General features: G+C 46.8%; 18 protein-coding genes. 6 read left to right on the top strand and 12 right to left on the bottom strand.

All coding sequences use genetic code 11. The features are described 5' to 3' along the window. Positions 1 to 3 precede the first annotated feature (3 nt). The 4 genes from KNO98_RS00090 to KNO98_RS00075 form a co-directional block, all read right to left on the bottom strand. Positions 4 to 1,356: a cryptochrome/photolyase family protein gene (locus tag KNO98_RS00090; RefSeq protein WP_214698114.1), complete on the bottom strand. Its 1,353-nt coding sequence runs from the start codon at positions 1,354 to 1,356 to the stop codon at positions 4 to 6. A gap of 53 nt (positions 1,357 to 1,409) precedes the next feature. Then, positions 1,410 to 4,859: a pyruvate carboxylase gene (locus KNO98_RS00085; protein ID WP_034771139.1), complete on the bottom strand. Its 3,450-nt coding sequence runs from the start codon at positions 4,857 to 4,859 to the stop codon at positions 1,410 to 1,412. A gap of 21 nt (positions 4,860 to 4,880) precedes the next feature. Then, positions 4,881 to 6,116 (bottom strand): FtsW/RodA/SpoVE family cell cycle protein, encoded by a 1,236-nt coding sequence (locus KNO98_RS00080; RefSeq protein ID WP_214698113.1) that lies wholly within the window; start codon positions 6,114 to 6,116, stop codon positions 4,881 to 4,883. 86 nt (positions 6,117 to 6,202) lie between these two features. Beyond that, positions 6,203 to 6,481, bottom strand: coding sequence for an Fpa/YlaN family protein (locus KNO98_RS00075; RefSeq protein ID WP_214698112.1), 279 nt, complete (start codon positions 6,479 to 6,481; stop codon positions 6,203 to 6,205). 172 nt (positions 6,482 to 6,653) lie between these two features. On the opposite strand from KNO98_RS00075, the gene KNO98_RS00070 reads away from it, so the two are divergent. Beyond that, on the top strand, positions 6,654 to 7,121 hold the full coding sequence (locus KNO98_RS00070) for a hypothetical protein (RefSeq protein ID WP_214698111.1): 468 nt from the start codon (positions 6,654 to 6,656) through the stop codon (positions 7,119 to 7,121). A 125-nt stretch (positions 7,122 to 7,246) separates the two neighbouring features. Then, positions 7,247 to 8,419: a multidrug efflux MFS transporter gene (locus tag KNO98_RS00065; RefSeq protein ID WP_251129443.1), complete on the top strand. Its 1,173-nt coding sequence runs from the start codon at positions 7,247 to 7,249 to the stop codon at positions 8,417 to 8,419. A gap of 39 nt (positions 8,420 to 8,458) precedes the next feature. Here KNO98_RS00065 and KNO98_RS00060 read toward each other — a convergent pair whose 3' ends face one another. After that, on the bottom strand, positions 8,459 to 9,775 hold the full coding sequence (locus tag KNO98_RS00060) for a PhoH family protein (protein WP_026826356.1): 1,317 nt from the start codon (positions 9,773 to 9,775) through the stop codon (positions 8,459 to 8,461). Positions 9,776 to 9,808: 33 nt separating this feature from the next. After that, a complete protein-coding gene (locus KNO98_RS00055; RefSeq protein ID WP_026826357.1) occupies positions 9,809 to 10,258 on the bottom strand; it encodes a PNPOx family protein in 450 nt (149 codons plus the stop codon). Positions 10,259 to 10,373: 115 nt separating this feature from the next. Between KNO98_RS00055 and KNO98_RS00050 the strand changes: the two genes are divergently transcribed. After that, positions 10,374 to 10,574: a YlaI family protein gene (locus KNO98_RS00050; protein ID WP_026826358.1), complete on the top strand. Its 201-nt coding sequence runs from the start codon at positions 10,374 to 10,376 to the stop codon at positions 10,572 to 10,574. Between the two features lie 37 nt (positions 10,575 to 10,611). Here the strand turns inward: KNO98_RS00050 and KNO98_RS00045 are convergent, their stop codons facing one another. After that, the gene (locus KNO98_RS00045) at positions 10,612 to 10,956 is read right to left on the bottom strand and encodes a YlaH-like family protein (protein ID WP_051545981.1); all 345 of its coding nucleotides are present in this window, start codon (positions 10,954 to 10,956) and stop codon (positions 10,612 to 10,614) included. Positions 10,957 to 11,041: 85 nt separating this feature from the next. After that, positions 11,042 to 12,886 carry a translational GTPase TypA gene (gene typA / locus KNO98_RS00040; protein WP_026826360.1) on the bottom strand — a complete coding sequence of 615 codons (1,845 nt, stop codon included), beginning with the start codon at positions 12,884 to 12,886 and terminating at the stop codon, positions 11,042 to 11,044. 163 nt (positions 12,887 to 13,049) lie between these two features. Here typA and KNO98_RS00035 point away from each other — a divergent pair, with 163 nt between their 5' ends. Then, entirely contained in the window at positions 13,050 to 13,229 is a 180-nt protein-coding gene (locus KNO98_RS00035; protein ID WP_026826361.1) for a DUF5325 family protein, read from the top strand. Between the two features lie 53 nt (positions 13,230 to 13,282). Here KNO98_RS00035 and KNO98_RS00030 read toward each other — a convergent pair whose 3' ends face one another. The 3 genes from KNO98_RS00030 to KNO98_RS00020 form a co-directional block, all read right to left on the bottom strand. Then, positions 13,283 to 14,536, bottom strand: a complete 1,254-nt coding sequence (locus KNO98_RS00030) for an inositol monophosphatase family protein (protein WP_214698109.1) — start codon at positions 14,534 to 14,536, stop codon at positions 13,283 to 13,285. A 76-nt stretch (positions 14,537 to 14,612) separates the two neighbouring features. Further along, positions 14,613 to 14,801: a hypothetical protein gene (locus KNO98_RS00025; RefSeq protein WP_015881266.1), complete on the bottom strand. Its 189-nt coding sequence runs from the start codon at positions 14,799 to 14,801 to the stop codon at positions 14,613 to 14,615. A gap of 236 nt (positions 14,802 to 15,037) precedes the next feature. Beyond that, entirely contained in the window at positions 15,038 to 15,304 is a 267-nt protein-coding gene (locus KNO98_RS00020; protein WP_026826363.1) for a UPF0223 family protein, read from the bottom strand. Between the two features lie 157 nt (positions 15,305 to 15,461). On the opposite strand from KNO98_RS00020, the gene KNO98_RS00015 reads away from it, so the two are divergent. After that, complete coding sequence (locus KNO98_RS00015) at positions 15,462 to 16,943, top strand: aminotransferase class I/II-fold pyridoxal phosphate-dependent enzyme (protein ID WP_214698108.1); 1,482 nt, start codon at positions 15,462 to 15,464, stop codon at positions 16,941 to 16,943. 118 nt (positions 16,944 to 17,061) lie between these two features. Here the strand turns inward: KNO98_RS00015 and KNO98_RS00010 are convergent, their stop codons facing one another. Further along, positions 17,062 to 17,367 carry a DUF3055 domain-containing protein gene (locus KNO98_RS00010; RefSeq protein ID WP_034771146.1) on the bottom strand — a complete coding sequence of 102 codons (306 nt, stop codon included), beginning with the start codon at positions 17,365 to 17,367 and terminating at the stop codon, positions 17,062 to 17,064. 79 nt (positions 17,368 to 17,446) lie between these two features. Here KNO98_RS00010 and aac(6') point away from each other — a divergent pair, with 79 nt between their 5' ends. Beyond that, entirely contained in the window at positions 17,447 to 17,899 is a 453-nt protein-coding gene (aac(6'), locus tag KNO98_RS00005; RefSeq protein ID WP_214698107.1) for an aminoglycoside 6'-N-acetyltransferase, read from the top strand. Positions 17,900 to 17,994 lie beyond the last annotated feature (95 nt).

Raw genomic sequence — 17,994 nt, 5'->3', positions numbered from 1 at the left:
TGTTTACAATTCTTTAAATCGTTCGAGGGCACGTTCTCTCGCTTCTTTATGGTCGACAAGCGGCATCGGATAATCTTCCCTTTCCGACGGGTCCGGGAAGTGAATTGACTTATCTGACACATGCTTCAGTTCCGGCACATAATGTCGAATGAACGTTCCGTCAGTGTCAAATCGCTCGGATTGAGTCGTCGGGTTAAAGATACGGAAATATGGAACAGCATCGGTCCCGACCGAAGCGGCCCATTGCCATCCACCGATATTCGACGATGCCTCGTAATCAATCAGTTTCCGTTCGAAATACCGTTCCCCTTTTCGCCAATCGAGAAGGAGATGTTTCGTCAAGAAGGACGCGACAATCATGCGTAGGCGGTTGTGCATCCACCCGGTCTCATTCAACTGACGCATCGCTGCGTCTACAATTGGATAACCGGTCTCTCCTTTACACCATTTTTCAAACTGTTCATCATTTTCTTCCCATTCAAGCGACTTATATTTGGGATTGAACGGTTGTTCTTTCAATCCGTGGAACTTTGCCATGACCATGTAGTAAAATTCGCGCCACAATAGTTCGTCGTAATACGTGTCGCGACCTTTCGACTGTTTAGCGGACAATACCTGTTCGGTGATGGTTCGAATCGACAATACACCGGTACGTAAGTATGGGGACAATCGACTCGTTCCTGCGATGCTTGGAATGTCACGTTTCTCACCGTAATCGACCATGCGATCATTGACGAAGCGGGTCAACCGTTTCTTCGCCTCGGTCTCCCCTAACCCTTTCCACTCGCGTTCACAACGTTTGAACAAGTCTTTTAGTTCACTCGGTATTTCATTCTTTGTGCTAATGAATTGCGCTAAGCGATCGACATCCACATCGTAAGGTTTCGGCGGCTGTTCGGCATATACCGCTTTTTTGAACGGGGTGAACACCTTGTATGGATCACCGCTCTTTGTCTTAAACGCATCAGGTTGAAACAGATGCCGGTCAAGCAGTCGTACGACTTTCACTTCTTCACCAAGTGCTTCGATGACGCGATCGTCGCGCTGTTTGAACGGTTCCACATACTCCGCATTGAAGTAAAGCACATCAATCTCACCGAGCTGTTTCACGAAGTCAGCCTCTGACTCGGCGACGAGGACACGAAGTCCTAACCCATCCGCTTCTAAATCATCCATAAAGGTACACATTGTCGAAAAGAAGTAGTCGTGGCGTACCTCAAACGGATCACAATATTCAGGGTTTAACCAAAAAACAAAATCTAGGTCGTCACCTTCCCCCATATCTTTCAAAGCACGGTGTAGCATATGATTATCGGTCAGTCTAAAATCGGATCGGAACCAACATACTCGTTTCATGATTTTCACTCCTATCTACAAAAAAGAAGCATAGCGAACTATGCTTCTTTTGATTATACAAATTCAATCAACAAATCGTCACTTTGTATTGTGTCGCCTTCTTTTATGTGGATGGCTTTAATCTCACCATCTTGTGCTGCTTGAATGGTCGTCTCCATCTTCATCGCTTCCGTGACGAGCAGCTGCTCCCCACGATGAATACGACTGCCTGGTTCAACCAGTACTTTCAAGACAGAACCTGGCATCGATGCACCAACTTGTTTCGGATTCCCCCGGTCCACTTTCGGACGGCTCGTCGTCGCCGACTTGACGTTTACGTCTTTGATTTCAATCTCACGTGGTACCCCGTTCATCTCATAAGAGACGAGACGAATGCCATCTTCGTTTGGTGCACTGACTTGCACGAGCTTAATAATCAACGTTTTCCCAGTCTCGATTTCAACATGGATCGTCTCGCCAACGTTTAGTCCATAGAAGAACGTTAACGTGTCGAGCACCGATACGTCACCATATGTCGTTGTATGTTTGATATAGTCTTCATACACTTTCGGATAGAGCGCATGGGCGAGAAGCTCAAAGTCCGTGACCGGTCGTTCGAATTTTTCGAACAGTTCTTGACCTGCAGATTTAAAGTCGTACGGCTTGATCAATTTACCCGGACGAACGTTTAGTGGTTCTTCCCCTTTCAAGATGACTTGTTGCACTTCTTTCGGGAATCCACCAGGAGGCGTCCCTAACTCACCTCGCATCATTTCAACGACCGAGTCTGGGAAGTCCAACTGATGACCACGCGTCATCACATCTTCTTCCGTCAAGTTGTGCTGGACCATGAAGAGCGCCATGTCACCGACGACTTTTGATGACGGTGTCACCTTGACGATATCACCGAACAACATATTGACCCGTGCGTACATCGCTTTGACTTCTCCCCAACGGTCCCCGAGTCCGACTGCTTTCGCCTGTTGTTGAAGGTTTGAATATTGTCCCCCTGGCATCTCATGTTCGTATACAGACGGATGTGGAGCGCGCATATCACTTTCAAACGGTTCATAGTTGTGACGAACGTCTTGCCAGTAGTCACTGATGACTTCATAGTGTTTTGGATCAATCTTTGGTTGACGTTCATGATGGTTGAGCGCATACACTAAGCTTCCACCTGAAGGCTGCGACGTCATCCCTGACAACGAGCTCGCAGCAACGTCTACGATGTCAACCCCGGCATCTGTTGCCCGTGCATATGTGAAAATCCCGTTTCCGGATGCATCGTGTGTATGCAGATGAATCGGTAAATCGACAGCATCTTTCAATGCCGATACGAGTGCATATGCAGATTCTGGCTTCAAGAGACCAGCCATATCTTTGATTGCCAAGATATGGGCACCACTCGCCTCAAGCTTCTTCGCAAGATCGACGTAGTAAGGTAAGTGATATTTCGGGCGGTTACCGTCATATAAATCGCCTGTATAACAGATGGCAGCCTCTGCCACTTTCCCTGTCGGCAATGTCGCATCAATCGCAAGTTGAATCGACTCTAAGTTGTTGAGACTGTCAAAGATTCGGAATATATCAACACCTGCATAAGCCGCTTCATGTACAAACTTCTCAATGACATTGTCTGCATAGTTTTTATATCCGACCGCATTCGCACCGCGGAGCAACATTTGAATCAAGACGTTCGGCATCTTCTCACGAAGCTTCATGAGTCGAACCCATGGATCTTCAGACAAGAAGCGATAAGCGACATCAAATGTCGCCCCTCCCCACGCCTCGACCGAGAACAATTCCGGCATCAGTTTGCTCGTTGGCTCCGCGATATTGAGGATGTCCTGCGTCCGCATACGTGTCGCGAGTAATGACTGATGCGCATCACGCATCGTCGTATCTGTCAATAACAGTTCAGGTTGATGCTTGATCCAGTCGGCGAGCCCATCAGGTCCGAGTTCAGTCAGGATTTGTTTCGTTCCTGGCTTCGCTTCTGACGGGAGGTTATGCGGGATTCGCACTGAACGGCTAATCGGCTTATCCTTCAATCCGACACCAGGGAATCCGTTCACCGTGACGTCTCCGATATAGTTCAACAGTTTCGTTCCACGGTCTTTCCGTTTCGGGAAAACGAAAAGCTCTGGCGTCTCATCGATGAACGACGTGTTGTAGTCACCACTGATAAAATTCGCATGTTTCATCACGTTAATCAAGAATGGAATGTTCGTTTTGATTCCACGGATCCGGAATTCATTCAAGTTTCGAACCATTTTTGAGGCAGCTTGTTCAAATGTCATCCCATGTGTCGACAATTTAACGAGAAGCGAGTCATAGTATGGCGAAATTTCTGCACCGACATATGCGTTCCCACCATCCAAACGGACACCAAAGCCGCCCGGTGAACGATACGCCATAATTTTTCCAGTGTCCGGCATGAAGTTGTTGCCTGGGTCTTCTGACGTAACACGTGACTGAATCGCGTATCCGAGAAGTTTAATGTCCTCTTGTCGTGGCATTTGAATCATATCGCCGTGAAGCGACTCGCCTTGAGCGATCATCAGTTGTGTTTGAACGATATCAAAGCCTGTCACCATCTCGGTAATGGTATGTTCGACTTGGACACGCGGATTGACTTCGATGAAGTAGAACGATTCGTCTTCAGTCACCAAAAATTCGACCGTACCGGCGTTGACATATCCAACGTGCCGCATAAGTTGAACCGCTGCATCACAAATCGCTTGTCGAGATGCTTCAGACAACGTCACACACGGAGCCACTTCGACGACTTTTTGGTGGCGACGCTGAACCGAGCAGTCACGTTCGAACAAGTGAACGATGTGACCATGCTCATCCCCGAGGATTTGGACCTCGATATGTTTCGGACGTTCAACTAATTTTTCTATGTACACTTCATCAGAACCAAACGCTTGTTTCGCTTCTGATTTCGCACGTTCAATTAAATCTTTCATTTCGGCTTCCGTACGAATGACACGCATACCGCGTCCCCCGCCACCCATAGATGCTTTGACCATAAGTGGGAAACCGTGCTCGTTGGCAAACGCCTCCGCATCTGCGTAAGATGTGAGTGGACCGTCTGATCCTGGAATGACAGGGAGTCCAGCGGCTATTGCACTTTGGCGTGCACGTACTTTGTCCCCGAAAGCATGTAGGTGCGACTCGTGAGGTCCGACGAAGATAATCCCCTCTTCGCGGCAACGTCGTGCCAACTCGATATTTTCAGAAAGGAATCCATATCCTGGGTGAATCGCATCACTGCCCGATTCTTTAGCGATGCGAATAACGTCTTCGATATCGAGATACGCATCGATTGGCTTTTTATCCAGTCCCACTAAATAGGCCTCATCGGCTTTAAAACGGTGTAACGAGCCGCTATCTTCTTGCGAATAGACGGCCACGGTCCGAATGCTTAACTCCGTTGCCGCTCGGAATACCCGAATGGCAATTTCCCCACGGTTTGCAACAAGTAACTTTTTAATTGCTTTCAAATGAAATCCCCCCATTAATGAAATTAGATATTGATATTACCTGATCACGTGAAGCGGTGAACGTTGTACATTTTCTTCTGACTTCACTCGAATTTCTTCTCGTCTTGTCGCTTCTTGATGACGATTTCGCATCGAGATACTACTGAGCACACCGAGAACCCCCATCATCATAATGAGCGATGTCCCACCATAACTGACAAGCGGTAAGGTCACCCCTGTCCCTGGGAACCAACCGGACATCGCACCGATATTGATGGCCGTTTGAACAATGATTTGTGATGCAATACCAAACGAGACGAACATCGCAAAATGATTATCCGCATGATTGGCGATATGAATCGCGCGAAACGCGATAAAGAAGAGTAATACCAAAACCGTCAACACACCGAAGAACCCTAACTCCTCAGCAATGATCGACATGATGTAGTCAGTCTCAGGTTCTGGCAAATACCCGTACTTTTGAAAACTGTTCCCGAGCCCGACACCGGTCAATCCTCCATGCACAATCGAAATGATCGACATGAGCAATTGGTGACCATATCCTTCCGGGTCCATAAATGGGTTGAACACGACTTCAATCCGGCTTCGTTGATTCTCCGAGAAGATGGTCGTAAACAATAAGAAGACAACTCCAATCCCCGCTAAAATACCAGGAATCAAAACCCGAAGTGGTGCCCCGACACCGAACCACATAAGTAGCATGATGGAACCGAGAACAAACAATCCACCCATATCCGGTTGACCGTTGATCGCGATGGCATAGAGCGAGAAGTAAAAGAGGACCGGTACTAAAAAGAAGGCACCGATTTGTGCGCGCCACCCTTTTTTCACAATGGCGGCTCGGGCTAGTCGACCCGGTAACCCTTTCAACTCGTTATTCCATAATTCATGGTAGTAATTCGCAAGTAAAATGATGAGAACGAATTTTGCGATCTCGACCGGTTGAATCGTAAACCCTCCGATGATGAGCCAAGCCCGCGCCCCATTTAACGGCGGCATCGCCCATGTGACAAACAGCAGAATGACGGACACCGTATAGAGAGTGAGGCGAAGACCTTTTTTACGAAACATCTCATAGCGGAATAACGTCGCAAACAAGTAGACAAAAATCCCGATCCCAACGTAGATGAGTTGGCGATAAAATAAGCTACTATTTGCGTAATCCCCACGATTCCATACGCTCGCACTATAAATCATGATGGAGCTTAGCCCGACGAGCAAGAGCACTGACAAAAACAACGCAAAATCAAAATACCGAAACCGTGCTTTCATGTATTCACTTCCTTATGTAAAACAATCCGACAACCCTTATAAAAAAATACTCAAACAGCGCCACTTGCACAGTTTGAGTATAAGGTTCATAATTCTGAAGCTTCTGCCAAGGCAGACAACTTTTGTTCCAATGAATCGAGCAGTCCTTTACCTTCAATGTCTGAAATAAGTCCAAGACGAACCGCAAAATCAATTTGGCGCGATAGTCCAAACATATGTGTATCAAGTACCTCTTCATAAAGTGGGCACTTCGGCATTTTAAGGTTTTCTAACTGTACTTCAATCAGACAACGGATTTTTTCAGCATCCGCCTCGAGTAACAGAAGCGCTTGCTCCCGTTGGATTGCAGCCAAATTTGTCGCCACTACGACCCCTCCTCCGTACGATGACAGACTGTTTGTCATAACTCAACTGTACATTATCTTTCATCATAATTCAATGTACAGTATGAATGAACGCGACATTCTTCCTCTTTTCCATTTTACGAGAAAGAGCGCTATAATGAAACGTGTAATGTGTATAAAGGGGGACCATAGCATGATTTTTCCACTAGACGGAGCGGTTCGTCACAACTTGACGATTGACCCAACCGTATGGATTTTTGACGAACGAAAACGAAAGATTGAAGAATTGGACTCGGTGACAGAAAATGATCGTGAGGCCTACTATGCAAAAATGGGGAAAGCATGGGACGACGGATTATCGCAAGGGACTAGAATCGATCACAATAAACCAATGTCTCGACAAGACAAGGACGCTGCACTGCGCGATTCGTTCGCGATGCCGCTCGCACCGTTTTTGAACAATGCCGAACCTGTCGACTTGGCTACACATATCCGCTTCTACGGCGAAACGGTGTTGACGATTCCACTCAACGAGGCACCTCTTGTTCATTTACAATTTTCAAAAGATGGAAAGGTACTTGCCGACGGACCGGTCTATGTGTTGTATGAGGATCAAGTCATTCGTCAAGTCAACCACATCACCGTACTGAGCAATCAATGAGGAGGAAATTTCCTTCTCATTTTTTTGGACTTTTTAGTTCATAAAGTGTAACATATAGTGTATTGATTATAATGAATCTATGAAAGGTTGTGACGCTTACGATTCCTTTATGGAAACGAAATTTAATGGTAGTTTGGATCGGTAGCTTCTTGACTGCCGCTTCGATGAGTCTTGTTCTACCATTTCTTCCACTATTCATTGAACAGCTCGGTGTGAAGGACCCAGATCATGTCGTCACCTGGTCTGCTGTTGCGTTTGGTGCGACATTCCTCGTTGCCGCAATCGTCTCCCCGATGTGGGGCCGATTAGCTGACCGAAAAGGGAGAAAACTGATGCTGATCCGGGCCAGTCTCGGTATGGCCGTCGTCATGTTTCTCATCAGCTTCGTCCAAGATGTCTATCAACTTGTCGGGTTGCGCTTACTCATGGGTGCCGTCTCTGGATTTATCTCGGCCGGTATCACCTTGGTCGCTTCCCAAACCCCTAAAGAGAAAAGTGGCTGGGCGCTTGGTACCCTGTCAACCGGTGGCATCACCGGAGGTCTTTTAGGCCCGCTTATCGGCGGGTTGCTCGCAGACTGGATTGGGCTTCGATCCGTTTTTCTCTTTACCGGAAGTGCACTCTTCCTGACATTTCTCATCACGCTCTGGTTCGTCAAAGAAGAATTCGTTCCCGTGAAGCGTGATGAGCTCGCTTCGATGAAGTCCATTTTCGCTTCACTGCGACATCCTCAGTTGATTGTCGGACTGTTTGTGACAACGTTCCTTATTCAGTTCTCGACACAATCCATCGGACCGCTCTTGACATTATATGTACGTGAATTGAACCCGCATACGACCTCGCTCGCTTTCATGGCAGGTATCGTCGCATCCGCCCCAGGACTCGCCGCTCTCTTTTCAGCTCAGCGTCTCGGACGCTTATCGGACAGATACGGTGCAGAACGTATCTTGTTTTGGGCACTGCTTCTCTATAGCGTTTTCTTAATTCCGCAAGCATTCGTCACATCGACGACCCAACTCATTTTACTGCGCTTTGGAATTGGATTCGCGACAGCCGCCTTGATGCCATCGGTTCAGTCACTCTTACGCCAACACACTCCCGTATCGGCGACGGGTCGAATCTTTTCGTATAACCAGTCCGCTCAATTTATGGGGAATTTACTCGGGCCGCTATTCGGTTCTCAAATCGTAGCCTATTTCGGTTTTTCGGCCTTGTTCATCATCACGGGACTAATCATGATCTCGAACGCTTTCTTAGAACGGACGAACGTCCAGTCGCTACAACTCGATACAAAATAACGCCGGGCAAGGTGCTCGGCGTTATTTGTCGTGCATCCGTCATAGTAAATCTGCAGCCAATCTTGCGAGCGACGAACGCTCCCCTTTCACCAGCCGGACATGCCCGAAGACATTTTGTCCTTTGAACCGTTCCACCGCATACGTCAATCCGTTCGAATATTCATCCAAGTACGGATGGTCGATTTGGTATGGGTCACCGACGAGTACGATTTTTGAGTTCTCCCCGACTCGGGTGAGAATTGTTTTGATTTCGTGCTTCGTTAAGTTCTGCGCCTCATCGATGATGATGAACTGGTCAGGCATGCTTCTACCTCGAATATAGGTGAGCGCTTCGAGCTGAATCGATTTCATACCGGCTAATATATTCCCGAGCTCGTCTTTTGAATTCGCATTAAATAAAAATTCCAGGTTATCATAAATCGGTTGCATCCATGGGCGAAGCTTTTCTTCCATTTCCCCTGGCAAGTAGCCGATATCATTCCCCATCGGCACGACCGGGCGAGCGACGACCAGCTTATTGTAACGCTGTTCATCTTCAACAAGCGAGAGCCCTGCTGCTAGAGCAAGGAGCGTCTTACCGGTACCAGCTTTCCCAAGTAAAGTGACGAAAGGAATATCATCTCGAAGCAACAGATCGAGTGCCATTCGTTGTTGGACGTTTCGCGGGTGAATTCCCCAAATGTGGTCAGCGTCGAGCGCCAATGGCCTTATGATTGGTTGAAGAGCATCGACTACCGCAAGTACACTCGCCTTTGAGACATTACTTTTCAAGACGACAAACGAGTTCGGATAAAGGACTTGTTGGGTAAAGGCGGATGTTGGTAGTTGACGAACCTTATAAAATTCATCGACGAGTGACTGGTCGACCTCAATTTCGCGGTATCCAGCGTACAAGTCAGTTGTATCCACGATATGGTCTGTCAAATAATCTTCTGCATCGATTCCAATTGCATCTGCTTTCACTCGGACTAATATATCTTTTGAGACGATGACGACTTTTCGATTTTCATCATCCTCATATTGTTTCATCAGTTTCAACGCGACGACTAAAATCCGATTATCGTTCGTCATCACGTCAAAAGGAATATCGACCTGATGCTCGTGACCAATCTCGACAAAGAGACGGCCCCCGTTTTCAAGTGGCACGCCATCATGAAGTTTACCTGTTGCCCGAAGTTGGTCCAAGACACGCGACGTTTCACGAGCATTCCGTCCAACTTCATCCATGTTTCGTTTTTTACCATCAAGCTCTTCTAAGACGATGGCCGGAATGACCACATCATGTTCTTCGAATTGAAATAAGGATAGCGGATCATGTAGAAGTACGTTCGTATCTAAGACATACGTTTTTTTCATAGACTTTGCCGCCCCTCGAATATAGGATGGTGGTCAAGAATGAAGGCTTTCTCCCACTTCACGGTCTAGCTTCTCCGCCGCACGGATATCATACGTTTTTGTGATTTCAGGCTGAGCGTAGGATGCACCATAAAACGAGATGTTCCTCACTTCTTCAACATGCCCTTCGAAAAAACGAAGATGAAGGCTCGGTTTGATCGATGGCTCAAATTCTTGGATGGATGAAAGCAAGACGTGATAAGATTGACCATCTTCGATAAAGATGAGACCTGCCGTCTTTTCAGTCGTCAAGATGGTGACGATGTGTGAGTTTTTGGTCAAAGCAAGTCGAATCGTGACAGCATCGAGTGCTTGCACCCAACTGATGGCATGGCTTATTGGCCAACGCTTCGCCTCATCAAAACCGACGAGAAATGTTAACGGCATGTCATTTAACAGACGCTCTTGCGCGGATGTCAATTCAAACGTTGCCTTACTCGCCATTCAACTCCCCTCCTTTTAATCGGGTATGGTTGTACCATTCTCCCTTACCGGTTTAATTCCCTGCTTTCAACGGATGAAATCATGCTATACTCATCCTATAGAGGAAGGTGAGAAGATGCGTGTAAAATGTTCTCTTTGCGATAAAATCGAAACGATCGATTCATGGTCATTTGAAGCAAAACGATTGCGCAATAAACCGGCTAAAACGTATATGTGTCAAGAGTGTCAGGCGCGAATCAGCGAACGAACCACCGAACGCGCTGCATCTGGACAATTTAAGTTATATCCTACATTTCGTCAAAAACGAAATTGGTAATGCAAACGGGCGCCTCCGAAGAGACGCCCGTATTTTTTTATCCTTCAACTGCATCTTGACGACGGTTCCACCAGAGGCGTCCCCGATAGATGGCCAACACAATCGCCATAACGGTAAGGACTTCCGGAATTGGCCAAGTGAAAAAGACGAGTGCCATCGTCCCTGCTCCAAGTGACAGAAGAATATAGACAATGAGTGACTTCCACCACGCCAACTGTTTCGCAAAACCAAGTTTAAAAACGAGAATCGTCAGTAAAATGACAACAACGACAAGTGCATTAAAACCGACGGAAAAGTCGTTCTGGTCGCTACCGACACCTAACATCGAGGCGATCCACGGAACGTCAATCTGTGTGATATCAATTGTTTGAGAAGCTTTCAAGACAATAAGTCCCCCTTTATTTCATACACATCCATTCTACACTATTCCACATAAAAGGGAACGCCGAAGCGTTCCCTTTTACCATTTATTCTTTACCAAGTTTACGACGCTTGTCAGCTTTCTCGCGTTCGTTTTTGTTCAACACTTTCTTACGGAGACGAATTGACTCTGGCGTGATTTCACAATATTCGTCATCGTTCAAGAATGTGAGCGACTCTTCGAGCGAGAATACGCGCGGACGTTTCAAGACTTGTGTAGAGTCTTTTGCCGAGGCACGCATGTTTGTCAACTGCTTCCCTTTAACAGCGTTGATGGCAAGGTCGACGTCACGGTTACATTCACCGATAATCATCCCTTCATATACATCCGTACCTGGCTCGATGAAGATCGTTCCACGGTCTTCAAGGGCGCCGATTGAGTAGGCTGTAGACTTACCAGGCTCGATACAAACCATGACACCGCTGCGACGACCGCCGATGTCAGCCTGGATGAACGGACGATACTCTTCGAACGTGTGGTTCAAAATCCCATATCCGCGTGTCGCAGACAAGAACTCGTTACGATAGCCGATGAGACCACGTGAAGGAACGATGAATTCCATACGTGTTTGTCCATTGTCGTTCGTATTCATGTTTGCGAGTTCCCCTTTACGGAGACCGATTGATTCCATGACAGGTCCTGTATACTCTTCTGGAACATCGATGAGAACGCGTTCGAATGGCTCAACTTTCGTACCGTCTTCGTCTTCACGAATGATGACTTGCGGCTTAGATACTTGGAGTTCGTATCCTTCACGGCGCATGTTTTCAATCAAAATTCCGAGGTGAAGCTCTCCACGACCAGATACAACCCATTGGTCCGGTGAGTCAGTCGCTTCGACACGAAGTGAAACGTCTGTCTCGAGTTGCTTCAAGAGACGCTCTTCGATTTTACGCGCTGTGACAAAGTCCCCTTCACGTCCTGCGAACGGTGAGTTGTTCGTCATGAAACGCATTTGAAGTGTCGGTTCATCGATACGAAGAAGTGGAAGTGCATCCTCTTTCCCAACCGGCGTGACCGTCTCTCCGACGTTGATGTCTTCCATACCGGCAACTGCAATCAAATCTCCAGCTTTCGCCTCTTCGATTTCAACGCGTTTGAGTCCGAAGTAACCGAACAATTTTGTGACGCGAAGTTGCTTGATTGACCCATCCGTCTTACAAAGTGAGACTTGTTCTCCGACATTAATTTTCCCGCGGAAGACGCGACCAACACCGATTCGACCGAGATAGTTGTCGTAGTCGAGCATTGTGACTTGGAATTGGAGCGGCTCATCCGAGTTATCGATTGGAGCCGGTGTGTTTTCAAGAATCGTGTCGAGCACGTGAGTAATGGTATCTTCTTGTTTTTCTGGATCAGGATCGAACGAACTTGAACCGCTGACAGCCGATGTGTAGACGACAGGGAATTCAAGTTGATCTTCATCTGCACCAAGGTCAATCAAGAGATCAACGACTTCGTCGACAACATCAAGCGGACGAACCATAGGCTTATCAATTTTGTTGACGACAACAATTGGACGAAGTCCTTGGTCGAGCGCTTTTTTCAAGACGAAACGAGTTTGTGGCATACAACCTTCACGCGCGTCGACGACAAGGATTACGCCGTCTACCATACGCATGATTCGTTCAACTTCGCCACCAAAGTCTGCGTGGCCTGGAGTATCGACGATGTTAATTCGTGTGTCTTTATAATCGATGGCCGTGTTTTTAGCGAGAATTGTGATTCCGCGCTCACGCTCGATATCGTTTGAGTCCATCGCACGTTCTGCGACTGCCTCGTTCGTCCGGAATGTACCAGACTGTTTCAATAATTCATCAACTAACGTTGTTTTACCGTGGTCAACGTGAGCGATGATGGCTACGTTACGAAGGTTTGTTCTTACGTTCATGTAGTTATTCCTCTCTTATTTAAAAAATTTCAACTTTTCTTCAACTTTAAGAGTATAGCACACGTCACAGTACCTTTGTCGAGTGGAATCGACTGTGAACGTTTTCATTGCATGTTTTTTATCATACAATAGGGAAGATAACAGAAAATGAGGAGGAGTCTCCATGCAGCTTATGTTTTTATTGATTGCTTTAGCCGTCGTCGCTGGATTTGTCGGTGTCGGCATCGGAGTTGCCGAAGGGAGCACCGCTATCATCTTAGGTAGTCTCGTGTTAAGTGGTGTCGCAACGTTCTTTGGCATCCAGTTACGCCGTCGCATTCTTTCAGACCGTCAATCTTCATGAAAACAAAGGTGTAGCTTTGACTCAGGTCAAAGCTACACCTTCTTCATCAAAAGTTAAATCGGACGCGTCAAACAGACGCGATCTCGAAGGAGCAATCCATCTTCTTCAATCACTTCGTATCCGTGGTTGATAAAGTAATCCCGTTCAACCGAGTCGAATCGGAAACCGGCTTGTTGATAAAAGCGAAGTTGCATGATGCTAGAGTTTCCCGTACAGACGAGGAGTTCTTTTCCGCCGAACGATGATGCCCGCTTCACTGCATCCTGTAGCATTCGCTGTCCGATTGTTTGGTTTTGGCGTTCCGGCTTCACTGCGATATTCACGAGTTCGACCCGTCCCACCTCGTGTGACACTAACATGTATGCACCCACGATTTCACTACCGAGTAACGCTTTGAACGTACGCCCTTTCTGAAATTGTTTTAGGACCATCGCTTCATTCGGATTCGCTAACACGAGAAGATCCCGGACTTCTTCATAAGACTCATGCTCCACGATGTGAAGATCTGGCTTCGCTTCGGCTGTCACCCCTTTTGCGATGACATAATGTTTGATGACATCGTTCACGAATGATTCGCTGCCTGCCAATACGGACGTTTTGCTATCATACTGAATCGGTTCACCGTATACAGAAACGACACGCCCTCCTACTTCTTCTACGAGCAGCTTCCCAGCAGCATAGTCCCACGGCATATTACGCATCGTGATGTACCCGTCAACACGCCCGGCAGCTAGCCAGGCAAGTTCAAGTGACGCGGCCCCGTGCGCCCGTGTCCCAATCGAGTCCCGAACAATCGGAGCGAGGATTTCCGGGGCGATTTGATGGTTCGGCGTAACCCACGTGGCATTCATACTTAAAAAAGCATCTCGTACTTGATGTTCATGAAGAGTCGTCAACATCCTACCGTTTAACGTCGCACCAAAACCTTTTCGAGCCATAAACATCTCATCTGCCATCACATCATACACGAATCCATACTCCACGGCTCCATCAATCATTATAGCAACCGAAATCGCAAACATTCGTTTCTGATGAATGAAATTTAACGTCCCATCAATCGGGTCAACGAACCATACCGTCCCTGTTAACGTGTCCGGTGAGTCTGTCGTCCCTTCTTCCCCCATGATTTGATGGTGTGGAAATGCTTCTTGAATACGACGAACAATCAGCTGTTCCACCGCCCGGTCAATTTCAGTGACCAAATCCCCCTTTCCGGTCTTTCGTTCCACTTCATAACTTTGATCTATCTCACGACGAATTAATTCCCCCGCCTGTTTGATTAAATCGACTGCAAACCATTCTATCATCTGTGATCACCTCAACTGTATTGTACCAAACAAAAACCAGTATCCGCTCGGAATACTGGTTGAATGTGTGTAATGGTTAGGCTTCGAGACGCAATAATTCTTGGCGGTACTTCTCTAACCGATGCTTGCTAGCCTGAACTGTAGCATCATCTTGTGACGCCATCGCATCGAAGAGGGTTGCCAATTCATAATCAATCTCTAAGCGCAGCACCGGAATCCGTTTTTCTGCGTCTTTTCTTTTGAATGCCTCAATCACTTGTTTCATAAGATGCCACACTCCTTTTGTTGGGCTACAAGTTACGGTTTAATGAGTTGAATTGAGTATATCAGATAAAATCTGAAAAAGAAAGAGAATTGTCTGACTATTTTGAATTTTTTATCTTACTGGATATATTCCCAATTTTGAGCCCCTTAAACCTGAATCAGTGTTAAAGAACTGTACCCGATTTAAAAGAGAAATAACAAAAAAGTATGCCTCAAATTGCACAGGCATACTTAGACTTACAGTTTGATTCTTTTATTCGAGGACTTCATTGCCGCTTGTACGGTACGATAAGTGGAATATCCCGTCTGTTCGTCGTGAACCGCGTTCAGTTGTTTCTCCTCTGACTTAGATGTTACGATTTGTTTGAAGGTCCGATATGCGTCGAGGAAAACTTCCCGCTCGACCCCACCTTCATTCGCCTGTGCGACGACATTATAAAACTCGACGACATCAATCAATTCGTCTGTCGTCCAATCCGGATTGATTGGATAATTGATTTGCATATTGTTCACCTCGACACTCATTGTAACAACAAAAAAAACTATTGCAAGTTGAGCTAGAAATCTCTATAGTTTTTTTGTTGCTTCTTTTTTAAATCAGCATATAACGTAACGATATCTTTCATCATATAAATAAACTGTTTCCAAGGGGGATTTACGATTGAAATTAAAAGGTGCTACTCAGCTCGAAACGCCACTATTTGACACGTTGCTTGAACATGTCGACTCGAACCCGATAGCGTTCCACATTCCCGGTCATAAAAGCGGGAAAGGTATGGATCCTGAGTTTCGTGACTTTATTGGCGAAAACGCCTTAAAAATTGATTTGATTAACATCGCCCCTCTAGATGACCTCCATCATCCAAAGGCGGCAATCGCTGAAGCGGAGCGCTTAGCGGCAGAGGCGTTCCGTGCTGATGAGACCTTTTTCTCCGTACAAGGAACTTCGAGCGCAATCATGGCGATGATCATGGGCGTCGTTGGACCGAATGAAAAAATCATCGTGCCGCGTAACGTGCACAAATCGGTCATGTCTGCTCTTGTCTTAACTGGTGCTCATCCGGTCTTCATCCATCCAGAATTCGATGAGACGTACGGTATTGCGCATGGCATCACAGCTAGCGCGGTAGAACGTGCTCTCGAACTTCACCCTGATACAAAAGCTGTGCTCGTCATCAACCCGACTTATTTCGGTGTCGCCGGTGACTTAGAACGCATCGTTTCCGTCGCCCATGCGCAAGATGTTCCTGTTCTCGTCGATGAGGCACATGGGGTTCATCTCCCGTTCCACGATGAACTTCCTCTTTCAGCTATGCAAGCTGGAGCTGATGTGGCCGCTACGAGCGTACACAAACTTGGGGGCTCGATGACTGGAAGCTCCATTTTGAACGTACGTCGCGGTCTCGTTTCAACGGAACGGATCCATGCGATGCTTTCAATGATTACAACGACCTCAACGTCTTACTTGCTCCTTGCTTCTCTCGATGCAGCGCGTCGACAACTCGCGACAAAAGGACATGAGATGAACGAACGGGCATTAGATCTCGCTAGAACGGCCCGTACGGCCATCAGTCATATGCCCAACTTGTCTGTATACGGGCATGCCGAGCTTCATTCTGAATCGACGTACGCACTCGACGAGACAAAAGTGCTCGTATCGGTTCGTGAGCTTGGTGTGACAGGCTTTGAAGTGGAAAAGTATCTTCGTGAAAAACATCGGATCGAAGTGGAGATGTCGGATTTACTGAATGTTCTCTTCATTGTCACATCAGCAGATGATGAGTCGACAATCCAGGCATTGATCGATGCGATGCGTGACGTTGTATCCGTTTATCAGAAATCCGGAAATGAATCGTTATCCATCATGCTCCCGGAAATCCCGCCACTCGCGCTTAGTCCACGCGACGCATTTTATGAAGAAACGGAGACGATCCCTCTCGAGAACGCGGTCGGACGCATTTCAGCGGAATTCATCATGGTGTACCCTCCAGGGATTCCGATTATCATCCCAGGTGAATTGATCACAACGTCGACGCTCGACTATATCATGGCCAACATCGAAGCCGGTCTCCCGGTTCAAGGCCTTGAAGACGAGTCGCTTCAAATGATTAAAGTCATCCAACAAACAAAAGCGATTCGCTAAACAAAAAATGAGCCGGTCATTACGACCGGCTCATTTTTTATGTCATCTCAGAAAAGGTGGCTGTAGATGATCGAATTGCTTCCCCTGTTACCTATTATAAGAAAACGCTTACATTTTTTCAAGTATCAATTTCCTCTGATTCTTTTATTTTTTCAGCTAAACAAACCCGTAAAAATTCAGCGACGTGCGCCGTATCATTCAAGTTGATACCTAGCATCGGATATAATTGGCGCGGCTCTTCTAGCGCATGTTGATCGAGAAGGGCCGATTGTCCGGTTTGCATACATACGACCAACACTTTTCCCATAAACTGATGGGTGTACACAAACCCAAAATCATAACGTGCAGCTTCTGTTTCGATTCCAGTGAATCTTACGCGACTCGTCTCGGATACGGTATATAATAACTCCTCATCGAATGCCATCAGGATTCCCTCCCTTCTCTCTTCACAAGTATTTTCCTTTATACTATGAGTATGAAACCTAAACAAAGGAGCGTTCGACATGAAAATTGCATATGCCTCACAATCAGATCAAACCGCACTCGTTCAATTGATGCATCAGTTATGGCCTGATGCACCGATTGACGAACTCCAGATGGAGGTCAAGCTCGGTCTCACTTCAAAGAAGATGCATTATTTCATCGCATCCTCCGACACGGGAGGAGCCATCGGTTTCTGTCAACTCAGTTTCCGGTATGATTATGTGCCCGGTTCGTCTGCATCCCCGACTGCCTACGTGGAAGGTGTCTATGTCATCGAATCAGCACGACATCAAAGTGTTGCATCGCATTTGATTGAGGCTGCCTCTACCTTTGCCACACGTAACGGGTGTATCGAACTGGCTTCGGATACCGAACTTGAAAATAAAGACAGCCAACAGTTTCACAAAAAAATTGGATTCAAGGAAGTCGAACGCATCGTCACCTATATAAAAAACCTCTCTCACGAATCGTGAGAGAGGCAGGCTGTTGACTAACATGAATAATATCGCTCGCCTTTCCGGCGCCCACGCTTTCCGCAGGCAATCCCGGAGCCGCATCGCGACTTGGG

It is taken from the genome of Exiguobacterium sp. s57, assembly GCF_018617685.1.
Classification (GTDB): Bacteria; Bacillota; Bacilli; order Exiguobacteriales; family Exiguobacteriaceae; genus Exiguobacterium; species Exiguobacterium marinum.
This window is presented reverse-complemented; position numbering and strand designations above follow the sequence as displayed.

Excerpts from the sequence above, each read along its gene's own strand:
- KNO98_RS00060 (WP_026826356.1), bottom strand. The coding sequence starts at position 9,775 with ATGAAAAAAACGTATGTCTTAGATACGAACGTACTTCTACATGATCCG.
- KNO98_RS00080 (WP_214698113.1), bottom strand. The coding sequence starts at position 6,116 with ATGAAAGCACGGTTTCGGTATTTTGATTTTGCGTTGTTTTTGTCAGTG.
- KNO98_RS00010 (WP_034771146.1), bottom strand. The coding sequence starts at position 17,367 with ATGGCATTCGATGAGGAGTTATTATATACCGTATCCGAGACGAGTCGC.
- KNO98_RS00050 (WP_026826358.1), top strand. The coding sequence starts at position 10,374 with ATGCGTGTAAAATGTTCTCTTTGCGATAAAATCGAAACGATCGATTCA.
- KNO98_RS00065 (WP_251129443.1), top strand. The coding sequence starts at position 7,247 with ATGGTAGTTTGGATCGGTAGCTTCTTGACTGCCGCTTCGATGAGTCTT.
- KNO98_RS00070 (WP_214698111.1), top strand. The coding sequence starts at position 6,654 with ATGATTTTTCCACTAGACGGAGCGGTTCGTCACAACTTGACGATTGAC.
- KNO98_RS00055 (WP_026826357.1), bottom strand. The coding sequence starts at position 10,258 with ATGGCGAGTAAGGCAACGTTTGAATTGACATCCGCGCAAGAGCGTCTG.
- KNO98_RS00020 (WP_026826363.1), bottom strand. The coding sequence starts at position 15,304 with ATGCAAATCAATTATCCAATCAATCCGGATTGGACGACAGACGAATTG.
- KNO98_RS00090 (WP_214698114.1), bottom strand. The coding sequence starts at position 1,356 with ATGAAACGAGTATGTTGGTTCCGATCCGATTTTAGACTGACCGATAAT.
- KNO98_RS00085 (WP_034771139.1), bottom strand. The coding sequence starts at position 4,859 with ATGGGGGGATTTCATTTGAAAGCAATTAAAAAGTTACTTGTTGCAAAC.
- KNO98_RS00035 (WP_026826361.1), top strand. The coding sequence starts at position 13,050 with ATGCAGCTTATGTTTTTATTGATTGCTTTAGCCGTCGTCGCTGGATTT.
- KNO98_RS00025 (WP_015881266.1), bottom strand. The coding sequence starts at position 14,801 with ATGAAACAAGTGATTGAGGCATTCAAAAGAAAAGACGCAGAAAAACGG.
- typA (WP_026826360.1), bottom strand. The coding sequence starts at position 12,886 with ATGAACGTAAGAACAAACCTTCGTAACGTAGCCATCATCGCTCACGTT.
- KNO98_RS00030 (WP_214698109.1), bottom strand. The coding sequence starts at position 14,536 with ATGATAGAATGGTTTGCAGTCGATTTAATCAAACAGGCGGGGGAATTA.